Origin of the sequence: Micromonospora sp. A3M-1-15, from assembly GCF_024213425.1 — a bacterium.
Lineage (GTDB): Bacteria > Actinomycetota > Actinomycetes > Mycobacteriales > Micromonosporaceae > Micromonospora > Micromonospora chersina.
The window spans coordinates 129,994-149,336 of record NZ_JANAVK010000003.1 but is presented as its reverse complement, the minus strand read 5'-3'; the positions used below and the strand labels follow the sequence as shown (position 1 = coordinate 149,336).

Below are 19,343 nucleotides of genomic sequence, written 5' to 3'. Positions count from 1 at the left end.
CACCATGTCCACCACCACCAGCACACCGCCCGGCGTCGGCCGGGACGACCTGGCCCGGCTGGCCGAGCACTGGGCCGAGCCCCGCTCGCTGCGCGCCTGGTTCACCACGGTGGACCACAAGAAGATCGGCCGGCGGTACCTGGTCACCGCCGCGTTCTTCTTCGTCCTCGCCGGGCTCAGCGCCCTGGTGATGCGAACCCAGCTCGCCCGGCCCGAGTCCGGCGTGGTGTCGCCGCAGGAGTACAACCAGCTCTTCACCATGCACGGCACGGCGATGATCTTCCTGTTCGCCACCCCGATGCTCTTCGGCTTCGGCAACTTCCTCGTGCCGTTGATGATCGGATCACGGGACATGGCGTTTCCCCGGCTGAACGCCTTCGGCTACTGGGTGTTCCTCTTCGCCGGCCTGTTCATGTGGGCGAGCCTGCCCTTCGGGGCGGCCCCCAACAACGGCTGGTTCGCATACGCGCCGCTGAACCAGGTGCAGCACAACCCGGGTCCGCACATGGACGTCTACGCGCTCGGGCTGCTGTTCCTCGGCATCTCCACCACCTCGGGCGCGATCAACTTCATCGTCACCGCGCTCAAGCTGCGGGCGCCGGGGATGTCGCTCAACCGGGTGCCGCTGTTCGTCTGGGCGATCGTGGCCACCGCGTTCATGGTGGTCTTCGCCCTGCCGGCGCTGAACGCGGACAACGCGATGCTCTTCTTCGACCGCCGGTTCGGCACCCACTTCTTCGACCCGTCCGGCGGCGGGAACGTGCTGCTCTGGCAGCACCTGTTCTGGATCTTCGGGCATCCCGACGTGTACATCATCGTGTTGCCCGCGCTGGGCATCGTCTCCGCGGTGCTGCCCGCGTTCACCCGCCGGGGCGTGGTCGCCTATTCGCTGATCGTGCTCTCCATCGTGGCGATCGCGATCATCTCGTTCGGGGTCTGGGTGCACCACATGTTCGCCACCGGGCTGCCGCAGCTGTCGTACAGCTTCTTCAGCGCGGCCAGCACCGTCATCACCATCCCGTCCGGGATCCAGATCTTCGCCTGGCTGGCCACCATGCTGCTCGGCCGGCTGGTGCCGCGGGTGCCGCTGCTGTTCGTGATCGGGTTCATCGTGACCTTCGTGCTCGGCGGCCTCACCGGCGCGATGTTCGCGGTCACCGCGTTCGACCAGCAGGTCACCGACTCCTACTTCGTGGTGGCGCACTTCCACTATGTGCTGATCGGCGGGGCGGTCTTCCCGATGCTCGCCGGCATCTACTACTGGCTCCCCAAGATCACCGGTCGGATGTACCACGAGGGGCTCGGGCGGTGGGCGTTCTGGCTGGTCTTCGCCGGCATGCACGTCACCTTCTTCCCCATGCACCTCACCGGCCTGTTCGGCATGCCCCGGCGCGTCTACACCTACCGCAGCGAGCCGGGGTGGGACGGGTGGAACCTGGTCAGCACGGTCGGGTCGTACCTGCTGGCGCTCGGGCTGCTGCTGGTGCTCGTCGGCGTGGTGCACGCGCTGCGGCGGGGCCGGCCGGCACCGGCGGACCCGTGGGAGGGCGACAGCCTGGAATGGTCGACGGCGTCACCGCCCGAGCCGTACAACTTCCCGGTCATTCCCCGGGTGCACAGCCTGCACCCCACCTGGGACGCGCGGACCGCCGAGTCGACCACCACCGGCGCCACCGCGGACCGGGTCCTCAGCGAAGGCCGGCGCACCCTGTTCACCAGCGAGCTGGACGCCCGCACCGAGCGGGCGGTGGCGATGCCCGAGCCGTCGTTCAAGCCACTCGTCCTCGCCGGCGCGCTGCTGGTCTTCTTCACCGCGATGCTGCTGGCCGCGTACCCGGTCGCCGCCGTCGCCGTGCTGGTGGTGGCGGTGACGATCGCGGCTTGGCTCTGGCCGCCGCGTCGTCCCGACGAGGAACTCGGGGTGGCGTCATGACGGACCGGGGTGGGGTCGTGGCCGCGGCCACCGGCGTCGCGGCGCTGACCACGGAGGAGCCGGTCGGCCGGCCGACCGGCTGGTGGGGCATGGTGCTGTTCGTCGCCACCGAGGCCACCCTCTTCGCCTGCCTGCTCGGCAGCTACTTCTACCTCCGCTTCCAGTTCGGTCCGCAGTGGCCGCCGGGCGGCGTCGACAAGCCGAAGCTGCTCATTCCGCTGCTGATGACCGCGGTGCTGGTGCCCAGCAGCCTGCCCGTGGTCTGGGCCGAGCGCGGCATCCGGCGCGGCCGGCGCGGGCGCCTGCGGGCCGGGCTCGCCGCCACCCTGGTGCTCGGGCTGGCCTTCCTGGCCCTGCTGGCCGTCGAGTACGCCGAGGACCTCAAGCACTTCACCATGACCACCGACGTCTACGGCTCGCTGTTCTACCTGATCACCGGCTTCCACGGGCTGCACGTGCTGGTCGGGTTGACGATGATCGGGTGGCTGCTCGCCGCCTCCCTGCGCGGTGGCAGCTTCGGGTCCCACCGCCACGAACGCGTCCGCAACGCCGCGATCTACTGGCACTTCGTCGACACGGTGTGGGTCGCCATCCTGTTCACCATCTACCTCTCCCCGCGGCTGTGATGACCACCGGACCCGGCCCGCACACCCGCCTGGCCGGCGGGCTGCTGCTCTGGTACGGCGTCCTCGGCGGGGCCGTCGCCTGGGCCGCGCACCTGCTCGTGGCCTGGCCGCTGGACGAGCTGACCTGCGCCGCGGGCCGCGAGCGCGTCTCCGCCGTGCCGCTGTGGCTGGCGGTGTGGCTCGCGGTGGTGATCCCGGCCGTGGTCACCGTGGGATCGCTGCTGGTGGCCACGCTGGTGTGGCGGCGCACCGCGCGGGCGTCGTCGGCCGGCGCGGAGGACCGGGCCGTCGACCGCTCCCGGATGCTCGCCGTGGTCGGCGTCTGGGCGAACCTCCTGTTCCTGACGATCATCGTGCTCGGCGGGGTCGCCGTGCTGGTGTTCCCGCCATGTCAGGGCTGACCGTCCACCGGGCCCACGGGTCCGGCTCGGGCGACGTTGCCGAGGGGCTGCTGACGATGCTGGTCGTGGCCGTGGTCTGCCTGCTCGCGGCCGGCTACGGCCGGGGTGTGCAGGAACTGTGGGCGCGGCGCGGCCGCGGCCGGGTGGTGGGGGGCCGGCGGGTGACGGCGTTCGGCGCCGGGCTGGTGGTGGCGCTGGCGGCCGACCAGGGCCCGGTGCACCGGGTGGCCGAATCCTCCTACGCCGGGCACATGGCCCAGCACATGCTGCTCCTGCTGGTGGCGGGCCCGCTGCTCGCGGCCGGCGCGGCGGGACTGCCGCTGACAATGGCCGCACCCCGGTCGCTGCGCCGGCTGCTGGCCCGCGTCCGGGCCGCGCCGCCGGTGCGCCGGCTGCGCCGGCCGGCCGAATACGCCCTGCTGGCCGCGGCGGCTCAGACCCTGATGCTGTGGCTGTGGCACCTGCCCGGCCCGTACGTCGCCGCGGTCGACCGCCCGGTCCTGCACGCCGCCGAGCACCTGAGCCTGGTGGCGGCGGCCTGGCTGCTGTGGGCGCCGGTGCTCGGCCCGGCCCGCCACCGGACGCCCGCGCCGGTGTCGCTGCTGCTGCTGGTCGGCACCATGCTGCCCGCCTCCGCGCTCGGCGCGGTCCTCACCTTCGCCCCCGAGCCGGTCTATCCCCTGCGCGTCCTCGGCCCCGACCCGCTCGCCGACCAGCAGCTCGCCGGACTGCTGATGTGGGCGCCGATGGACCTGGTGATCCTGGTCGCGGCGCTGGCGGTCTTCCTCGGCTGGCTGCTGCGGCTGGAGCGGGAGCGGCCGGACCGCCTGGCCACGGCCCGCCCAACCGGCGCGCGGCCGGCGAAGGGCGCCGCAACCGAAGGGATGGTGCGATGAGCCGTCGACTCTGGATCCTGGCAACGGTGCTGACGGCGCTGCCGGTCCCCGCCGTGACCGGCTGCGCGTCGACGTCGCCACCACCGCCGCCCGAGTCCCACGCCGGGCGGCCGGACCGGGGCGCGGAGCTGATCGCCCAGTACGGGTGCGGCTCCTGCCACACGGTCCCCGGCGTCGACCGGGCCGGTGGGCTGGTCGGCCCGCCGTTGACCCGCTTCGGCGCCCGGTCGTACATCGCCGGTGAGCTGCCCAACAACGCGGACAACCTGCGCCGGTGGATCACCGACCCGCAGGCCGTCGAGCCGGGCACCGCCATGCCGAACCTCGGCGTCAGCGCGATCGACGCGCAGGACATCGCCGCGTACCTCTACACGTTGGACTGACGGATGCGGCGACCACGAGCGGTGACGCTGCCCGCCCTGTACCCGCGCCGGGCCCTCGTGGTCGGGTCCGTGCTGGCGCTCGCCGTGGGCCCGGTGGCCCTGGCGCCCGCGCCCCGCGCCACGCCGGCCCCGGCCGCCACCACTCCCGCCGGCGACCGCGGCACCCAGCTCTACCTGGAGCAGTGCGCGAGCTGTCACGGCGTGCGCGGGCAGGGGTCGCAGCAGGGGCCGTCCCTGGTCGGCGTCGGGCCCGCCGCGGTGGACTTCCAGCTGTCCACCGGCCGGATGCCGGTGTCGCGCGAAGTCTCCCAGGCGCGGCGCCGCGAGCCGGTCTTCTCCGCCGGCGACATCTCCGCGCTGGTCGACCACGTCGGCAGCTTCGGCGGTGGCGGCCCGCGGATTCCCCGGGTCGCCCCCGGCGACGTGGTCTCCGGCCGGGACCTCTTCGCCGCCAACTGCGCGCCCTGCCACGGGGCTGCCGGTTCGGGGGCCGTGCTCACGAACGGCTGGAGCGCCCCACCGCTGTACGACGCCTCCGCCACCCAGGTCGCCGAGGCGGTCCGGGTCGGGCCCGGGCTGATGCCGGCCTTTCCCGGCCAGGTGCTCACCGATCAGCAGGTCGACGACCTGACCACCTACGTACGGCGGCTGCGCACCGAGCGGCTGGACCCGGGCGGCAACCCGCTCGGCCGGCTCGGCCCGCTGGCCGAGGGGCTGCTCGCCTGGCTGGTGGTGCTCGTATTCCTGGTGGCCGGCGTGCGCTGGCTGGGCCGGAGGGCAGCGGAGTGAGACGCCCGACCCCGTCGCCGGCCGAGGAGTCCGCGAGCCGCCGGATCGTCGGCGCGTTCCTGGTGAGCGCCGCCGGGGCGGTCGGCTTCGCGGTGACGTACGGGCTGGGCGGCGACACCCGGTGGGAGGGGGTGTGCCTGGCGGTCGCCTTCGCCGGCCTGGCGGTGGGCCTCGCGGTCTGGGCCCGGCGGCTGGTCCCGGTCGGCGGGTACGTCGAGGAGCACGAAGGCTTCACCCCGCCCCCGGCCGAGCAGGCGCTGACCGCGGCGGAGTTCGCCGCGCCGGACAGCCCGACGCGCCGGTACGGCCTGCTCGCGGCACTCGGGTTCGCGCTGACCGCCCTCGGCGTCGCCGCGCTGTTCCCGTTGCGCTCCCTGCTCCCCTGGGACCGGGCCCGCCCACCCCGGGACCTCAAGGACACCCCGTGGGGGCCCGGCGTACGGCTGGTCGACGGCACGGGACGACCCCTGCGGCCGGACGACGTGCCCGCCGAGACGATGGTGGCGGTCTTCCCCGAGGGGGACCCCGACGCCGGCGACGCACCCGCGTTCGCGGTCCGCCTCGACCCGGAGCGCTTCTCCCGCCCGCCCGCCGGCGGCCACGTGGGCGGCCTGGTCGTCTGGTCGATGCTCTGCACCCACGCCGGCTGCCCGGTGCGGCTCTACCTCAAGGGCACCGGCCGGGTGCTCTGCCCCTGCCACCAGTCGTCATTCGACCTGCTGGCCGGGGCCCGGGCGGTCGCCGGTCCCGCGGCGCGACCGCTGCCGGGACTGCCCATCGAGGTCGGCCCGGACGGCTTCCTCCGGGCCACCGGCGACTTCACCGCGCCGCCCGGCGCCGGCTTCTGGAGCCGACCATGATCATGAACCGGCTGGCCCGCGCGCTGGACGACCGGCTCCGGCTATCCCCGATCACCCGCCGGGCGCTGGCGAAGGTCTTCCCCGACCACTGGGCGTTCATGCTCGGCGAACTCGCGCTCTACTCGTTCGTGGCGCTGATCCTCACCGGCGTCTACCTCACCTTCTTCTTCGACGCCAGCTCCGCCGACCGCGTCTACCAGGGGTCGTACGCCCCACTGGACGGCAGCACCACCTCCGCCGCGTACGCCTCCGTGGTGCGGCTGAGCTGGGACGTGCGCGCCGGTCTGCTGATCCGGCAGACCCACCACTGGGCCTCGCTGGTCTTCCTCGCCGCGATCGTGCTGCACCTGGCCCGGATCTTCTTCACCGGGGCGTTCCGGAAGCCGCGCGAACTCAACTGGCTGATCGGCGTGACCATGCTGACCCTCGCCCTGGCCAACGGCTTCACCGGCTACTCCATGCCCGACGACCTCCTCTCCGGACTGGGCCTGCGGATCATCACCTCGGTGGTGGAGTCGATCCCGCTGGTGGGGACGTGGCTGGCCGCCCTGGCCCTGGGTGGCGAGTTCCCCTCCGACTCGATGATCCCGCGGATGTTCGTCACCCACGTGCTGCTCGTGCCGGCCGTCCTCGTCGCCCTCATCTCCCTGCACCTCGGCATCCTGGTGCGGCAGAAACACACCCAGTTCCCGGGACCGGGCCGGACGGAGCACAACGTGGTCGGGTCACGGCTGTGGCCGAGCTACACCCTGCGCTCGCTCGCCCTCTTCGCCTGGGTTCTGGCGGTGCTGTTCGCCCTCGGCGGCCTGGCCCAGATCAACCCGGTGTGGCTCTACGGACCGTTCGAGCCGGCGCAGTCCACCTCGCCGGCGCAGCCGGACTGGTACGTCGCCTGGGGCGACGGCGCGCTGCGCCTGTTCCCGCCCTGGGAGTTCCGCATCGGCGGCTACCTGGTGCCGGCGCCGTTCTTCCCCGGCGTCGTGCTCGGCGGGTTGGCCTTCCTGGCCCTCTACCTCTGGCCGTTCGCCGAGCGGCTGCGCACGCGCGACCGCCGCCAGCACCACCTGCTCGACCGGCCCCGGGACCACCCCGTGCGGATCGGTGTCGGCGTGGCCGCCCTGACCTTCTTCGCGGTGCTCGTGGTGGCCGCCGGCGACGACGTCCTCGCCCGGCTGCTCGGGGTGCCGGTCTACGACCTGCTGTACCTCTTCCGGGTCCTGGTGCTCGCCCTGCCGATCCTGACCGGCGCGGTCGCGTTCCTGACCGCGCGGGCGCTGCGTCGCGGCGACGCGACCTCGCTCGGGGACCTCACCCGGGCCGACCTGCGGCGTGCCGGCCGTCCCTCCCACCGGCCCGCCCCGCGCGACGACGAACCCGAGATCCCCGCGCCGGACCGGCCGGGGGAGCGGATCGAGCTGTGGCCGGAGGGGGAGGTGTGGCGGTGGCGCTACCGCGACGAGGCCCGGCGGCTGGTGCTGACCGCCAACCGGGTCGCGGTGTCGGAGGAGGCGGCGGTCGAGGCCGCCCGGCTGGCGTACCCGGGTGTGGACCGGGTCGTGGTGCCGGGGCCGCCCCCACCATCTCCGCCCGGGCCGGTCCGGGCAGCCCTGCGTCGGTGGGGGCGGGCGGCAGCCGCCGGTTCGTTGCTCGTCGCGGCGCTTGTCGAGCGCAGGCGCGACCGCCGTCGGCAGCGGGACGACGACGAAGCCGACCCGCGGGAGAAGGCGGACGCGGGTCGCGATCGCCCGAGGTGACGAACGCACTCACCGGACCGGGTGAACCGGCGCCCGGTCCGTAGCCGGCGGAGGTGTGCCGGCGCCGTCGCCGGGGGCGCCGGACCGACGGGCCGCCGGCAGGACCAGCGGCGTGCCCGTCTCCGGGTCCTCGATGATCCGGCAGGGCAGGCCGAACACCTCCTCGACCAGTTCGGTGGTGACGATCCGGCGCGGGTCCCCGGCGGCGACCACCCGCCCGTCGCGCATGGCCACCAGGTGGGTGGCGTAGCGGGCGGCCTGGTGCAGGTCGTGCAGCACGGCGACCAGGGTGCGGCCCTGCTCCTCGTGCAGCCGGGCGCAGAGGTCCAGCACCTCGACCTGGTGGGCGATGTCCAGGTAGGTGGTCGGCTCGTCGAGCAGCAGCAGCGGCGTCTGCTGGGCCAGCGCCATGGCGATCCAGACGCGCTGCCGCTGCCCGCCGGACAGTTCGTCGACCGGGCGGTCGGCCAGTTCGGCGATCCCGGTGTCGGCCATGGCCCGGTCGACCACCCGCTCATCCTCGCGGGACCACTGCCGCAGCAGGCCCTGGTGCGGGTAGCGGCCCCGGGACACCAGCTCGGCCACGGTGAGCCCGTCCGGGGCCATCGCCGACTGCGGCAGCAACCCGAGGGTACGGGCGACCTGCCGGGCCGGCCGGCGGTGGATGTCGGCGCCGTCGAGCAGCACCGTGCCCCGGGCCGGCCGCAGCAGCCGGGCCAGGGCGCGCAGCAGCGTCGACTTGCCGCACGCGTTCGGCCCGATGATCACGGTGAAGGAGCCGTCCGGGACGGCCACCGTGAGGTCCTCGGCGACGGTGCGCCGGTCGTAGCCGAGGGTCAGCGCCTCGCCGACCAGGCGGAGGGTGTGGGGCCGCATCAGGGTTCCCTTCTCGTCGGGGCCGGTCATCGCCGGCCCCTGCGTTCGCCGGCGAGCAGCCAGGCCAGGTAGCCGCCGCCGAGCACGCCGGTGACCACGCCGACGGGCAGTTGCCGGCCGGCGACCGCGTGCTGGGCGAGCTGGTCGGCGGCGAGCAGCAGGGCCGCGCCGACGACCGCCGAGGGCAGCAGGTTCGGGCCGGGCGCACGGGTGAGCCGGCGGGCCAGGTGCGGGGCGGTCAGCGCCAGGAACGACACCGGCCCGGCGGCCGCCGCGGCGACCGAGACCAGCAGCACGGCCGCGCCGAGCGCGGCGCCCCGGACCCGGCGCACCGGTACGCCGAGCGCGGCCGCTGAGTCGTCGCCCATCTCCAGCAGCCGCAGGGCGGGGGCGCGGGTGAGCAGGACGGCGGGCAGCAGCACCGCCAGCGCGCCGAGCACCGGCAGCGCGTTGGCCCAGCCCCGCCCGTCCAGGCTGCCGGTGAGCCAGAGCGCGGCGCGAGCGGCGTCCATCAGCGGGGCGCGGGTGAGCAGCCAGCCGTTGACGCCGGTGAGGATGGCGGTGACCCCGATGCCGACCAGCACCAGCCGGTGCCCGCCCACGCCGTGGCGGCCGGCCAGGGCGTACAGGAGCAGGCCGGTGGCGAGGCCGCCGGCGGCGGCGGCCCCGGCGAGTGCGGCGCTGCCGCCGCCGGCCACCACCACGACCAGCGCGCCGGTGGCCGCGCCGGAGGTGACGCCGAGGACGTCGGGGCTGCCCAGCGGGTTGCGGGTCAGGGACTGGAAGACCGCGCCAGCCAGGCCGAGGGCGGCGCCGACGGCCAGGGCCGTGACGAGGCGGGGCAGGCGCAGTTCGGTGACGATGAACCGCTCGGCGGGGCTGCCCCCGCCCGCGAGGACGCGCAGCACGTCGGCCGGGGCGATGGGGTAGTCGCCGGCGCCGACGGCGAGCACGGCCAGGGCGAGGGCGAGCAGCGTGCCGGCCAGGCCGACGACGAGGGCGCGGGGCCGCAGGCGCAAGGACAGCCCGCCGGGAAGGCGCAGCACGATCACAGCCGGCCCACCCGTCCGCGCCGGACCAGGTGCAGGAAGAGCGGCCCGCCAAGCACGGCGGTGACCAGTCCCACCTGGAGTTCGCCGGGGCGGCCCAGCACCCGGCCGGCCACGTCGGCGGTGAGCAGCAGCACCGGCGCGAACACCGCGCACCAGGGCAGCAGCCGGCGCGGGTCCGGCCCGGTGAGGGCGCGGACGAGGTGCGGGGCGAGCAGCCCCACGAAGACGATCGGCCCGCAGGCGGCGGTGGCCGCCCCGCAGAGCAGCGTGACGGCGACGACCACCGCGCCGCGGACCAGGCCGGGCCGGGCGCCGAGCGCGCGGGCGGAGTCGTCGCCGAGGGCCAGGGCGCCCAGCGGGCGGGTCACCAGCAGGGCGATCACCAGTCCGGTCAGGACGAACGGCAGCAGGCTGGGCAGGGTGTCGGTGCGGGCGCCGGCCAGCGAGCCGACGGTCCAGAACCGCAGCCGCTCCAGCGAGGTGCTGTCGACCAGCATGACCGCGCTGACGTAGGAGAACAGGGCCGCGTTGAGCGCCGCCCCGGCCAGGGCGAGCCGGGCCGGGGTGGCCTGCCGGCCGCCGGCGATGGTGTGCACGGCGACGGTGACCGTGGCGGCGCCGAGCAGCGCGTACCAGACCTGGTGGTCGAGGTCGGCGACGCCGAGCAGCACGGTGGCGGTGGCCACGGCGGCCGACGCGCCCGCGTTGATGCCGAGCAGGCCGGGGTCGGCGAGCGGGTTGCGGGTCAACGTCTGCATGGCCGCCCCGGCGACACCGAGCGCCGCGCCGGCGGCGAGGCCGAGCAGCGTGCGGGGCAGCCGTCCCTGGTGCACCACGGCGTACTCGGGGGAGGCCGGGTCGGTGAGGCCGTGCCACACCTCGGCGAGGGAGAGCGGCTTCGCGCCGAGGACGAGGCTGAGCACGGCCACCGCGGCGAGCAGCAGCACGACGAGGGCGAGCCCGCCGGCCCGCAGCCGGGGGCGCCGGCCGGTCGCCGGGGCGGCGACGGCGCCGCTGCGGGGTGGGGTGATGACGGACAGCGTGGACTCCGGGGGCGGGAAGGACCTTGACAGCGACTTAGGTTAGGTTAGCCTAACCTCGCTGTCCATGGTCATTCGCAGACCCGTACCGAAAGACTTCGCCATGCCCGATGCCCTGTCCCGCCGCCGGCTCTCCCGCCGTGGCCTCCTCGCCGCCGCCGGCGCCGCCGGCCTCGGCGCCCTCCTCGCCGGCTGCGGCAAGGACGGCGACGACGCCGCCACCAGCGCCGGTCCCACCGGCGGTCCCTGGTCGTTCACCGACGACCGGCAGCAGAAGGTCGACGCGGCCGCCCGACCCACCCGGATCGTCGCCTTCACCGGGGTGGCCGCCGCCCTGGTCGACTTCGGACTCGACAAGCAGGTCGTCGGCGTCTTCGGAGAGACGAAGAAGGCCGACGGCAGCAAGGAGCCGCAGGCCGGCGACCTCGACGTCGAGCAGGTCGAGATCCTCGGCAACGCCTGGGGCGAGTTCAACCTGGAGAAGTACGCCGGCCTCCGCCCCGAGCTGCTGGTCACCCACATGTACGACCCGGACGCGCTCTGGTACGTGCCGGACGAGAGCAGGGCGAAGATCCTGCCCCTGGCCCCCAGCGTCGCGATCACCACGGCCCGGGTGCCGATGACCAGGCCCATCGAGCGGTACGCCGAACTCGCCGCCTCCCTCGGCGCCGACCTCGGCGCGAAGAGGGTCACCGACGCGAAGGCCCGGTTCACCGCGGCCGCCGAGGCGGTGCGCCAGGCGGTCAAGGCGAACCCCGGCATCAAGGTGATGGCCGCCTCTGGCAGCCCCGACCTGTTCTACGTCTCCAACCCCAAGGTCAGCACCGACCTCATGTACTTCGCCGAACTCGGCGTCGACCTGGTGGTGCCGACCAAGCTCGAACAGGGCGACTACTTCGAGGCGCTGAGCTGGGAGAACACCGGCAAGTTCCCGGCCGACCTGATCCTGCTCGACAACCGGCCCACCGCCCTGCAGCCGAAGGACCTCGCCGCCAAGCCCACCTGGGCGCAGCTGCCGGCGGTGAAGGCCGACCAGGTCACCCCGTGGGACGCCGTGCCCCGCTTCTCCTACGCCGGCGCCGCCCCGCTGCTGGAGAACCTGGCCACCGCCATCCGGGGCGCGAGGAAGGTCACCGCGTGACCACCGCCGTCGCCCTGCGGTACCGGTTCTACGCCGCCCGGGTGCGCGCCACCCGGGCGGTGGGGGACTGCCTGGTCCGGGTCACCCTCGGCGGCGACGACCTCGGCGAGTTCGCCGGCGGCGGCCGGGACCAGAGCGTGTCGGTCTTCCTGCCGCACCCGGGTCAGGACGCCCCGGTCGTCCCCGTCGAGGCGGGGGAGGACTGGTACACCGCGTGGCGGGCCCTGGACCCGGCGGTGCGCGCGGTGATGCGCTCGTACACGATCCGGGCGCAGCGGCCCGAGCGGGACGAGCTGGACATCGACTTCGTCCGGCACGGCGACACCGGCCCGGCCACCCGCTGGGCCGGCCGGGCCCGCCCGGGCGACCAAGTGCTGCTGCTCGGGCCGGCTGTGCCCGACGAGCGCACCGTGCGGTTCCAACCGCCCACCGGCGCCGACGCCGTGCTGCTGGTCGCCGACGAGACCGCGCTGCCGGCCGTCGGTGGGATCCTCGACTGGCTGCCCGCCGGCACCCCGGTCCGGGCCTTCGTCGAGGTCCCCGCGGCCGGCGACATCCAGCCGCTGCCCACCGCCGCCCGCGCCGAGGTGACCTGGCTGGTCCGGGGCGCCACCGGACCGGGCAGCAGCCTGCTGGCCGACACGCTGCGCGGCGCCCGGCTCCCCGGCGCCGCCCCGTACGCCTGGATCGCCGGCGAGGCCGGCATGGTCCGGGCGGTCCGCCGGCACCTGGTCGGCGAGCGCGGCCTGGACCGCCGCCGGGTCACCTTCGCCGGCTACTGGCGGCGCGGCGCGTCGGAGGAGGACCTCCGGGCCGAGGCCGCGAACGCCTGACCGGACCGGCGGCGGGACTACCGCAGCGTCACGGGGGTAGAGGGGTGCGTGACCGCGCCCGGGCCGTACCGCCGGTGGCGCCCGGACCGCCGGGGCGCGCCGTGACCGAGATGGTGGCCGCCGCCCGCCGGCAGGCGCAGGAGGCGTACGAGCGGCTGCGCCGGTACTTCATCATCGCCCTCCAGGCCGGCCTGGCGGCCGGGCTGTCCTGGTACGTCGCCAACACCCTGCTGCACAACCCGCAGCCGCTGTTCGCGCCCGCCGCCGCGGTCGGCACCATCGCCGCGGCCATCGGCAACCGGGTACGCCGCACCGCCGAGCTGCTCGGCGGGGTGATCGTCGGAGTGCTCGTCGCCGACCTGATCATCAAGGTGATCGGGAACGGGCCCGTGCAGACCGGGCTGGTCGTCGCGCTGGCCATCTCGGCGGCGGTGGTGTTCCGCGGCAGCGGGGCGGTGATGGTGCAGGCCGGCAGCACCGCCGTCCTGCTGGGCACCGTCGAGCCCAGCGCGCCCGACCTGGCCGTGCCGCGGACGGCCAACGCGCTGGTCGGCGGCGGGGTGGCCGTGGTGGTGGCGCTGCTCCTGCTGCCGCTGAACCCTGTCCGGGTGGTGCACCGCGCCGCAGGTGCCAGCCTCGACATCTTCGCCCACCAGCTGACCGTCACCGCTGAGGCCCTCGCCGCCGGCGACCCCGGGCGGGCCGACGCGGCGTTGCAGCGCCTCCAGACCGCCGAGGCCGAGCGGAAGGAGACCACCGAGATCGTCGCCGCGGCCGCGGAGGTGGCGTCGCTGTCCCCGTGGCGCTGGCGGCGCCGCTCCCAGCTGCGCCGTTACGCGCACGCTGCCACGCACCTGGAGTTGGCCTTCACCAACAGCCGCAACATGGTCCGCCGGGTGGTCGCGCTCCTCGACGCCCGGGAGCCGGTCCCGGCCGACCTGCCGAAGGCTGTCGAGACCTTCGGCCAGTCGCTGCGGCTGCTGCACCGCGACTTCCTGGCCGGCCGGACCCCCGAGATCGCCCGGTCGCAGGCGTTGCACGCCGCCGAGGCGGCCCGGCGGGCCCGGTCCGCCGGGCTCGGCTTCTCCGGCACCATCGTCGCCTCGCAGATCTCCATCGCGGTCGGCGAGCTGCTCCAGGCGTCCGGCCTGAGCAAGGCCGAGGCGGACCGGATGGCCGGGGTCTGAGCGGCCACCGGGCTCCCGCGACCACCCAAACGACCGTTAAGCTCTGGGGGTGGGAACCGACGAGCTCTACCCGGCCGAGCGGCTGGCCGCCGCCCAGCGCGCCACCGCCGCCGCGGGCCTCGACGCGCTGCTGCTCACCCCCGGCTCCGACCTGCGCTACCTGACCGGCTACGACGCCCACGAGGGGGAGCGGCTCACCTGCCTGGTGCTCCCCGCCGAGGGCGAGCCCACCCTCATCGTGCCGGTGCTGGAACGCCCCGGGGCCGAGGCCGCCCCCGGCGGCGGCTACCGGATCGTCGACCACGCCGACGGCACCGACCCCTGGCCGCTGGTGCGGGCCGCGCTGCCCGGCCCGGTCGCCGCCGTCGGGCTGGCCGACCGGATGTGGGCCGAGCAGGTGCTCGCCCTGCGCGCCACGCTGCCCGACGCGGCCCAGCGGCTCGCCTCCGAGGTGCTGCGCGAGCTGCGCATCCGCAAGTCGTCCGCCGAGATCGCCGCCCTGGCCGAGGCCGGTGCCGCGATCGATGCCGTGCACCGGCGGATGGGGGAGTGGCTGCGCCCCGGTCGCACCGAGATCGAGGTGGCCGCCGACATCGCTGCCGCCATCCGGGCCGCCGGGCACATCCGCGTCGACTTCGTCATCGTGGCCGCCGGCCCCCACGGCGCCAGCCCGCACCACGGCACCGCCGACCGGCCGATCCGCCCCGGCGAGCCGGTCGTGGTGGACATCGGCGGCACCATGCCGTCGGGCTACCGCTCCGACTGCACCCGCACCTACGTCGCCGGCGGCCCCGCCCCGGCCGAATTCACCGACTACTACACGGTCCTGTGCGAGGCGCAGCGCGCCGCCGTGGCGGCCGTCCGCCCGGGGGTGACCGCCGAGGCCCTCGACGCGGTCGCCCGGGACATCATCACCGCCGCCGGTCACGGCGACGCGTTCCTGCACCGCACCGGACACGGCATCGGCCTCGACACCCACGAGGAGCCGTACGTCGTGGCCGGCAACCCCCGGCCCCTGGAGGCCGGTATGGCGTTCTCGGTCGAACCCGGGATCTACCTCGCCGGGCGGCACGGCGCCCGGATCGAGGACATCGTCGTCTGCACGACGGACGGCGGGCAACGGCTCAACACCACCCCCACGGAGCTCATCGCGCTATGACTGTCGACCGGATCCTCCCCACCGACGAGGCCCACGACCTGCTGGACCTCGCCACCGAACTCGCCGACCGGGAGCTCGCCCCCAAGGCCGCCGGCTTCGAGGAGCGCGCCGAGTTCCCCCGCGAGGTGCTGCGCACCCTGGGCCGGGCCGGCCTGCTCGGCCTGCCGTACGCCGAGGAGCACGGCGGCGCCGCCCAGCCGTACGAGGTGTACGTCCAGGTGCTGGAGATCCTGGCCAGCCGGTGGCTCGCCGTCGCCGAGGCGGTCAGCGTGCACACCCTGTCCTGCTACCCCGTCGCGCAGTTCGGCACCGACGAGCAGCGCAAGCTGCTGCCCGACATGATCGGCGGCGAGCTGCTCGGGGCGTACTGCCTCTCCGAGCCGCAGGGCGGCTCCGACGCCGCGGCCCTCACCACCAAGGCGGTCCGTGACGGCGACGCCTACGTGGTCTCCGGCACCAAGGCGTGGATCACCCACGCCCGGGTCGCCGACTTCTACAACATCTTCTGCCGCACCGGCGGACCCGGCCCCAAGGGCATCTCCTGCCTGCTGGCCGACCGGAACACCCCGGGCATCCACCCGCAGGCCGCCGAACGCACCATGGGCCTGCACGCCTCCCCGGTCGCCCAGATCGCCTTCGACGAGGCCCGCGTGCCCGCCGAGCGGCTGATCGGCGGCGAGGGCATGGGCTTCACCATCGCCATGTCGGCGCTGGACTCGGGACGGCTCGGCATCGCCGCCTGCGCGGTCGGCCTGGCCCAGGCCGCCCTGGACTACGCCATCGGCTACGCCCGGGAACGCCAGCAGTTCGGCCGGGCGATCATCGACTTCCAGGGGCTCGGCTTCACCCTGGCCGACCACGCCACCCAGATCTCCGCCGCCCGGGCCCTGCTGCTGGCCGCGGCCCGGCTGCGCGACGCCGGCCGGCCGTACTCGATCGAGGCGGCGAAGGCGAAGCTGTTCGCCACCGACGTGGCCATGCGGGTGACCACCGACGCCGTGCAGGTGCTCGGCGGCGCCGGCTACGTCGCCGACCACCCGGTCGAGCGGTACATGCGCGAGGCCAAGGTGCTCCAGATCGTCGAGGGCACCAACCAGATCCAGCGGCTGGTCATCTCCCGGGCCCTGGCCAAGGGCTGACCGACGCGGTGCGCGACCGTCCGGCCCGCACAGCGTCATGACGGCGGGCCGGGTGCGGCGTGGGAGCGCTTTTACCGGTAGGTTGCAGCGCGTGGAGGAGATCGACCGCGCCATCGTCGCCGCACTGACCGGGGACGGTCGGCTGTCGTACACGGACCTGGCCGAGCGGGTGGGCCTGTCGGTGTCCGCGGTGCACCAGCGGGTCCGCCGGCTGGAGCAGCGCGGCGTCATCAAGGGGTACGCCGCCCGCGTCTCGTTCGAGGCGCTGGACCTGCCACTGACCGCGTTCGTGGCGATCCGGCCGTTCGACCCCTCGCAGCCGGACGACGCCCCGGAGCGGCTGGCCCACCTGCCGGAGATCGACTCGTGCTACTCGGTGGCCGGGGAGGACTTCTACCTCCTGCTGGTGCGGGTGGCCAGCCCGGCGGACCTGGAGCGGGTGCTGCAGGAGATCCGCACGGCCGCGAACGTCACCACCCGGACGACAGTGGTGCTCTCCACCCCGTACGAGCACCGCCCGCCGAAGGTCGGCCCGGAGCCGGTGCATCAGCAGCGGCTACGCGGCGTCTCGGCGGAGTCGGCGGGTTCGCAGGCGGGTTGACCGCGCCCGACGAGCGATCATCACCTCCGCCGCCGGCCGGGGCGCGGGCGTCGCCGGGCGACGGCAGGTGGTGTCGCGCATGCGCCGGCGGCGGCCGGGACCCAGGGCGATCCGGCCCGCCTGCGCGTTGAACCACCGTTCACCGGGCCGTGGGGGCCCGGGGAACGGGTAGCTAGTTGAATAAGGAGTGGGCGTTGCAACAGAACTTCCGGGCGACATGCCGGAATCGGGCAAGGCGGCTGCCGCTCGTCAGCCCGTCGTCGGTGGGGGTCGGGCGATGACGGCTTCCAAGCCGGGTCGGTCCCGGTTGAGCGGATGGCTGGCGGAGGCGCGGACGTCGGCCGTCGGGACCCGACTGCCGGCCTCGGCGGTCGAGGTGACGGCCCTCGCCGCCCTGCTGCTGGCGGCGGTGGGCGACTCCCGCCTCTGGGCGCTTCCCCCGGCCGTCCTCGCGTTCGGCCTGCTGGCCTGGACGTGGCGCGGCGGAGCACTGGCCGTCGGCACCTCCGTCGTGGCGCGCGTCCTCCTGCTCGCCACCGCGTACCTGCTCGGCGCGGTGCACGGCGGTCTTGATCCCGCCCTGGCCGCCGGTGTCGCCGTCGCGGGCCTGGCGGTGCTCGCCGAACCGCTGCTGGCGTCGGCATTCGAGGCCGTCTACCCCGTCGCGGCGAACCTGCCCGGAATCGGCGCCCGGCTCAGCCGCGGCCCCGACAGCAGCAGCCGGGTGGCGCTGGTCAACGGCGCCGCGGTGCTCGTGGCGCTGGTCTGCGCGTTCACCGGCGTCGCCGGATGGATCGCGCTGGCGGTGGCGGTCGCGGCGCTCGGGTTGACCCTGTTCACCGGCATGCAGGGCTTGAAGCAGGTGCGGGCGCGGCGCAACGGTGAGGCCAAACTGCTGAAGGCCCTCACCGCCTACGAGCCCGTCTTCCTCGTGCACTGGAACGCGCCGGCCGGCACCGCCTACCAGCTCGCGATGTGGCTGCCCTACCTCGAACGGCTCAACCGGAAGTTCTTCGTGCTGGTGCGCAACCAGACCAACTTCAACGAGGTGGTGGGCCTCACCAAGACCCCGGTGGTGATGCGGATGGGGCTGAACCAGCTCGACGAGGTCATCGCCCCGTCGCTGCGGGCGGCCTTCTACGTCAACACCGCGACGGTGAACAACCACGTCGCCCGGTACACGAACCTCAAGCACATCCAGCTCAACCACGGCGACAGCGACAAGGTGCCGAGCCACAACCCGGTCTTCCGGCTGTACGACAAGAACTTCGTCGCCGGCCAGGCCGCCATCGACCGGTTCGCGGCCAACGGTGTGAGCATGCCGGCGGAGATGTTCACCATCGTGGGGCGCCCCCAGGTGGAGAACGTCGCCATCGCGACCGAGCCGATCGCCTCGATCGCCAACCCCCGGGTCCTGTACGCCCCGACGTGGGCCGGCTTCTACGCCGACTCCAACTACTCGTCCCTGCTCGCGGGCTACGACATCATCAAGGCGCTCGTCGCCCGCGGGTGCAGCGTCGTCTTCCGGCCGCATCCGTACAGCCAGCGGTCGGCGGCGCTGGCCCGCGAGTGCGACCGCATCCGGACGCTGCTGGCCGACGACCGCCGGACGAACGGACGGCCGCACGTCTTCGGGGCCGAGGCCGAGGTTGCCATGACGGTCGCGGACTGCTTCAACGCGTCGGACGCCATGGTGTCGGACGTGTCGAGCGTGGTGGCGGACTACCTGTACTCGGAGAAGCCCTTCGCGATGGTCGCCGTCTCGACGCCGGCGGCCCGGTTCCCGGAGGCTTTCCCGCTGGCGCGGGCGGCCTACGTGATCGACGCCCACGGTGGCCGGCTGCAGGGACTCGACACCGCCCTCGACGACCTTCTCGGCGGCGATCCGCTCGCCACCGCACGCCGCGACCTCAAGAAGTACTACCTCGGGGACATCCCGTCGGACCGGTACGCGCAGCGCTTCCTCGACGAGGCCTCGCGCTACCTCTGACGGCGGGGCGGCCAGCCCACGATCGGCTCCGGTTCGGCTTCGACGCCGAGCCGGAGCCGTTCTTTTCTAGTGCCGGGCGGCCCGGTCGGTGACCGCGGCGGCCGTCGCCGGGACCGGCTGGTTCCACCGCAGGATGACCCGCCGGCCGTGCTCGTGCCCGAGCGCGCTGACGGTGGCGGTGTCCAGCCGCAGCAGCCCGCCGGCGGACGGCGGCAGGCCGATCCAGCGCGCGCCCAGCACCCGCAGGCTGTGCGCGTGGCCGACCAGCGCGACCGTGCCCCGCTCCAGCAGCGGGGCCACCCGGTCGAGCACGCGGTCGAGCCGGGCGCCGACCTCGGCCGGGGACTCGCCGTCGGGGCAGCCGTCGGTCCAGATGTTCCACGCCGGGTTCTCGTCGTGGATGTCGGCGGTGGTGCGTCCCTCGTAGGCGCCGTAGTTCCACTCGGCCAGGTCCGGGTCGGTGGCGTCGACGGTGAGCCCGGCCAGGTGCGCGGTGCAGGTCGCGCGCTGCCGGGGGCTGGACAGCACCCGGACGAAACGCCGGCCGGCGAGCGCCACGGCGAGCGCGCGGGACTGCCGCTCCCCGTCGGGGGTCAGCTCCAGGTCGGTGTACGAGGTGTGCCGGCGGCTGGCGCTCCAGGTGGTCTCGCCGTGCCGGATCAGCAGGATCTCGCTCACCGACC

At 74.6% G+C, this 19,343-nt stretch carries 19 protein-coding genes; 15 read left to right on the top strand and 4 right to left on the bottom strand.

Features of this window, described 5'->3' with window-relative positions:
* The first annotated feature begins 4 nt into the window (after window positions 1-4).
* From ctaD to NLX85_RS33280, 8 genes are read left to right on the top strand one after another with little or no spacing between them, the layout of a single operon-like run.
* Window positions 5-1,933, top strand: a complete 1,929-nt coding sequence (gene ctaD, locus NLX85_RS15965; RefSeq protein WP_254335790.1) for a cytochrome c oxidase subunit I — start codon at window positions 5-7, stop codon at window positions 1,931-1,933.
* A complete protein-coding gene (locus NLX85_RS15960) occupies window positions 1,930-2,559 on the top strand; it encodes a heme-copper oxidase subunit III (protein WP_254335788.1) in 630 nt (209 codons plus the stop codon). The genes ctaD and NLX85_RS15960 overlap by 4 nt, the downstream gene beginning before the upstream one ends.
* On the top strand, window positions 2,559-2,960 hold the full coding sequence (locus NLX85_RS15955; RefSeq protein WP_254335786.1) for a hypothetical protein: 402 nt from the start codon (window positions 2,559-2,561) through the stop codon (window positions 2,958-2,960). Before NLX85_RS15960 ends, NLX85_RS15955 begins: the two co-directional genes overlap by 1 nt.
* Window positions 2,948-3,856: a cytochrome c oxidase assembly protein gene (locus NLX85_RS15950; protein WP_254335785.1), complete on the top strand. Its 909-nt coding sequence runs from the start codon at window positions 2,948-2,950 to the stop codon at window positions 3,854-3,856. Before NLX85_RS15955 ends, NLX85_RS15950 begins: the two co-directional genes overlap by 13 nt.
* The gene (locus NLX85_RS15945) at window positions 3,853-4,239 is read left to right on the top strand and encodes a cytochrome c family protein (RefSeq protein WP_254335783.1); all 387 of its coding nucleotides are present in this window, start codon (window positions 3,853-3,855) and stop codon (window positions 4,237-4,239) included. Before NLX85_RS15950 ends, NLX85_RS15945 begins: the two co-directional genes overlap by 4 nt.
* Window positions 4,240-4,242: 3 nt before the next feature.
* Complete coding sequence (locus NLX85_RS15940) at window positions 4,243-5,028, top strand: c-type cytochrome (protein ID WP_254335781.1); 786 nt, start codon at window positions 4,243-4,245, stop codon at window positions 5,026-5,028.
* Entirely contained in the window at window positions 5,025-5,888 is an 864-nt protein-coding gene (locus NLX85_RS33430; protein ID WP_254335780.1) for a ubiquinol-cytochrome c reductase iron-sulfur subunit, read from the top strand. The genes NLX85_RS15940 and NLX85_RS33430 overlap by 4 nt, the downstream gene beginning before the upstream one ends.
* A complete protein-coding gene (locus tag NLX85_RS33280) occupies window positions 5,885-7,642 on the top strand; it encodes a ubiquinol-cytochrome c reductase cytochrome b subunit (protein WP_305885044.1) in 1,758 nt (585 codons plus the stop codon). The genes NLX85_RS33430 and NLX85_RS33280 overlap by 4 nt, the downstream gene beginning before the upstream one ends.
* 9 nt (window positions 7,643-7,651) lie before the next feature.
* Here the strand turns inward: NLX85_RS33280 and NLX85_RS15925 are convergent, their stop codons facing one another.
* From NLX85_RS15925 to NLX85_RS15915, 3 genes are read right to left on the bottom strand one after another with little or no spacing between them, the layout of a single operon-like run.
* A complete protein-coding gene (locus tag NLX85_RS15925; RefSeq protein WP_254337467.1) occupies window positions 7,652-8,518 on the bottom strand; it encodes an ABC transporter ATP-binding protein in 867 nt (288 codons plus the stop codon).
* A 26-nt stretch (window positions 8,519-8,544) separates the two neighbouring features.
* On the bottom strand, window positions 8,545-9,570 hold the full coding sequence (locus NLX85_RS15920) for an iron chelate uptake ABC transporter family permease subunit (protein ID WP_254335779.1): 1,026 nt from the start codon (window positions 9,568-9,570) through the stop codon (window positions 8,545-8,547).
* Window positions 9,567-10,643, bottom strand: coding sequence for a FecCD family ABC transporter permease (locus tag NLX85_RS15915; protein WP_374628114.1), 1,077 nt, complete (start codon window positions 10,641-10,643; stop codon window positions 9,567-9,569). Before NLX85_RS15915 ends, NLX85_RS15920 begins: the two co-directional genes overlap by 4 nt.
* Window positions 10,644-10,713: 70 nt before the next feature.
* Here NLX85_RS15915 and NLX85_RS15910 point away from each other — a divergent pair, with 70 nt between their 5' ends.
* From NLX85_RS15910 to NLX85_RS15880, 7 genes are all read left to right on the top strand, one after another.
* Window positions 10,714-11,751, top strand: coding sequence for an ABC transporter substrate-binding protein (locus NLX85_RS15910; protein ID WP_254335777.1), 1,038 nt, complete (start codon window positions 10,714-10,716; stop codon window positions 11,749-11,751).
* A complete protein-coding gene (locus tag NLX85_RS15905; RefSeq protein ID WP_254335776.1) occupies window positions 11,748-12,584 on the top strand; it encodes a siderophore-interacting protein in 837 nt (278 codons plus the stop codon). The genes NLX85_RS15910 and NLX85_RS15905 overlap by 4 nt, the downstream gene beginning before the upstream one ends.
* Before the next feature lie 110 nt (window positions 12,585-12,694).
* Window positions 12,695-13,771, top strand: a complete 1,077-nt coding sequence (locus NLX85_RS15900; protein WP_254337465.1) for an aromatic acid exporter family protein — start codon at window positions 12,695-12,697, stop codon at window positions 13,769-13,771.
* A gap of 43 nt (window positions 13,772-13,814) precedes the next feature.
* Window positions 13,815-14,930, top strand: coding sequence for a Xaa-Pro peptidase family protein (locus NLX85_RS15895; protein ID WP_254337463.1), 1,116 nt, complete (start codon window positions 13,815-13,817; stop codon window positions 14,928-14,930).
* Complete coding sequence (locus NLX85_RS15890) at window positions 14,927-16,069, top strand: acyl-CoA dehydrogenase family protein (RefSeq protein WP_189196047.1); 1,143 nt, start codon at window positions 14,927-14,929, stop codon at window positions 16,067-16,069. The genes NLX85_RS15895 and NLX85_RS15890 overlap by 4 nt, the downstream gene beginning before the upstream one ends.
* 91 nt (window positions 16,070-16,160) lie before the next feature.
* Complete coding sequence (locus NLX85_RS15885; protein ID WP_107076195.1) at window positions 16,161-16,670, top strand: Lrp/AsnC family transcriptional regulator; 510 nt, start codon at window positions 16,161-16,163, stop codon at window positions 16,668-16,670.
* Between the two features lie 277 nt (window positions 16,671-16,947).
* A complete protein-coding gene (locus tag NLX85_RS15880) occupies window positions 16,948-18,660 on the top strand; it encodes a CDP-glycerol glycerophosphotransferase family protein (protein ID WP_254335775.1) in 1,713 nt (570 codons plus the stop codon).
* A 66-nt stretch (window positions 18,661-18,726) separates the two neighbouring features.
* Here NLX85_RS15880 and NLX85_RS15875 read toward each other — a convergent pair whose 3' ends face one another.
* On the bottom strand, window positions 18,727-19,338 hold the full coding sequence (locus NLX85_RS15875; protein WP_254335774.1) for a histidine phosphatase family protein: 612 nt from the start codon (window positions 19,336-19,338) through the stop codon (window positions 18,727-18,729).
* Window positions 19,339-19,343: the final 5 nt, after the last annotated feature.

Bases quoted from the DNA above. Each gene is read 5' to 3' on its own strand.
- NLX85_RS15945 (WP_254335783.1), top strand. From the start codon at position 3,853: ATGAGCCGTCGACTCTGGATCCTGGCAACGGTGCTGACGGCGCTGCCG.
- NLX85_RS15880 (WP_254335775.1), top strand. From the start codon at position 16,948: ATGACGGCTTCCAAGCCGGGTCGGTCCCGGTTGAGCGGATGGCTGGCG.
- NLX85_RS15940 (WP_254335781.1), top strand. From the start codon at position 4,243: ATGCGGCGACCACGAGCGGTGACGCTGCCCGCCCTGTACCCGCGCCGG.
- NLX85_RS15950 (WP_254335785.1), top strand. From the start codon at position 2,948: ATGTCAGGGCTGACCGTCCACCGGGCCCACGGGTCCGGCTCGGGCGAC.
- ctaD (WP_254335790.1), top strand. From the start codon at position 5: ATGTCCACCACCACCAGCACACCGCCCGGCGTCGGCCGGGACGACCTG.
- NLX85_RS15960 (WP_254335788.1), top strand. From the start codon at position 1,930: ATGACGGACCGGGGTGGGGTCGTGGCCGCGGCCACCGGCGTCGCGGCG.
- NLX85_RS15955 (WP_254335786.1), top strand. From the start codon at position 2,559: ATGACCACCGGACCCGGCCCGCACACCCGCCTGGCCGGCGGGCTGCTG.
- NLX85_RS33280 (WP_305885044.1), top strand. From the start codon at position 5,885: ATGATCATGAACCGGCTGGCCCGCGCGCTGGACGACCGGCTCCGGCTA.
- NLX85_RS15925 (WP_254337467.1), bottom strand. From the start codon at position 8,518: ATGCGGCCCCACACCCTCCGCCTGGTCGGCGAGGCGCTGACCCTCGGC.
- NLX85_RS15900 (WP_254337465.1), top strand. From the start codon at position 12,695: ATGGTGGCCGCCGCCCGCCGGCAGGCGCAGGAGGCGTACGAGCGGCTG.
- NLX85_RS15890 (WP_189196047.1), top strand. From the start codon at position 14,927: ATGACTGTCGACCGGATCCTCCCCACCGACGAGGCCCACGACCTGCTG.
- NLX85_RS15910 (WP_254335777.1), top strand. From the start codon at position 10,714: ATGCCCGATGCCCTGTCCCGCCGCCGGCTCTCCCGCCGTGGCCTCCTC.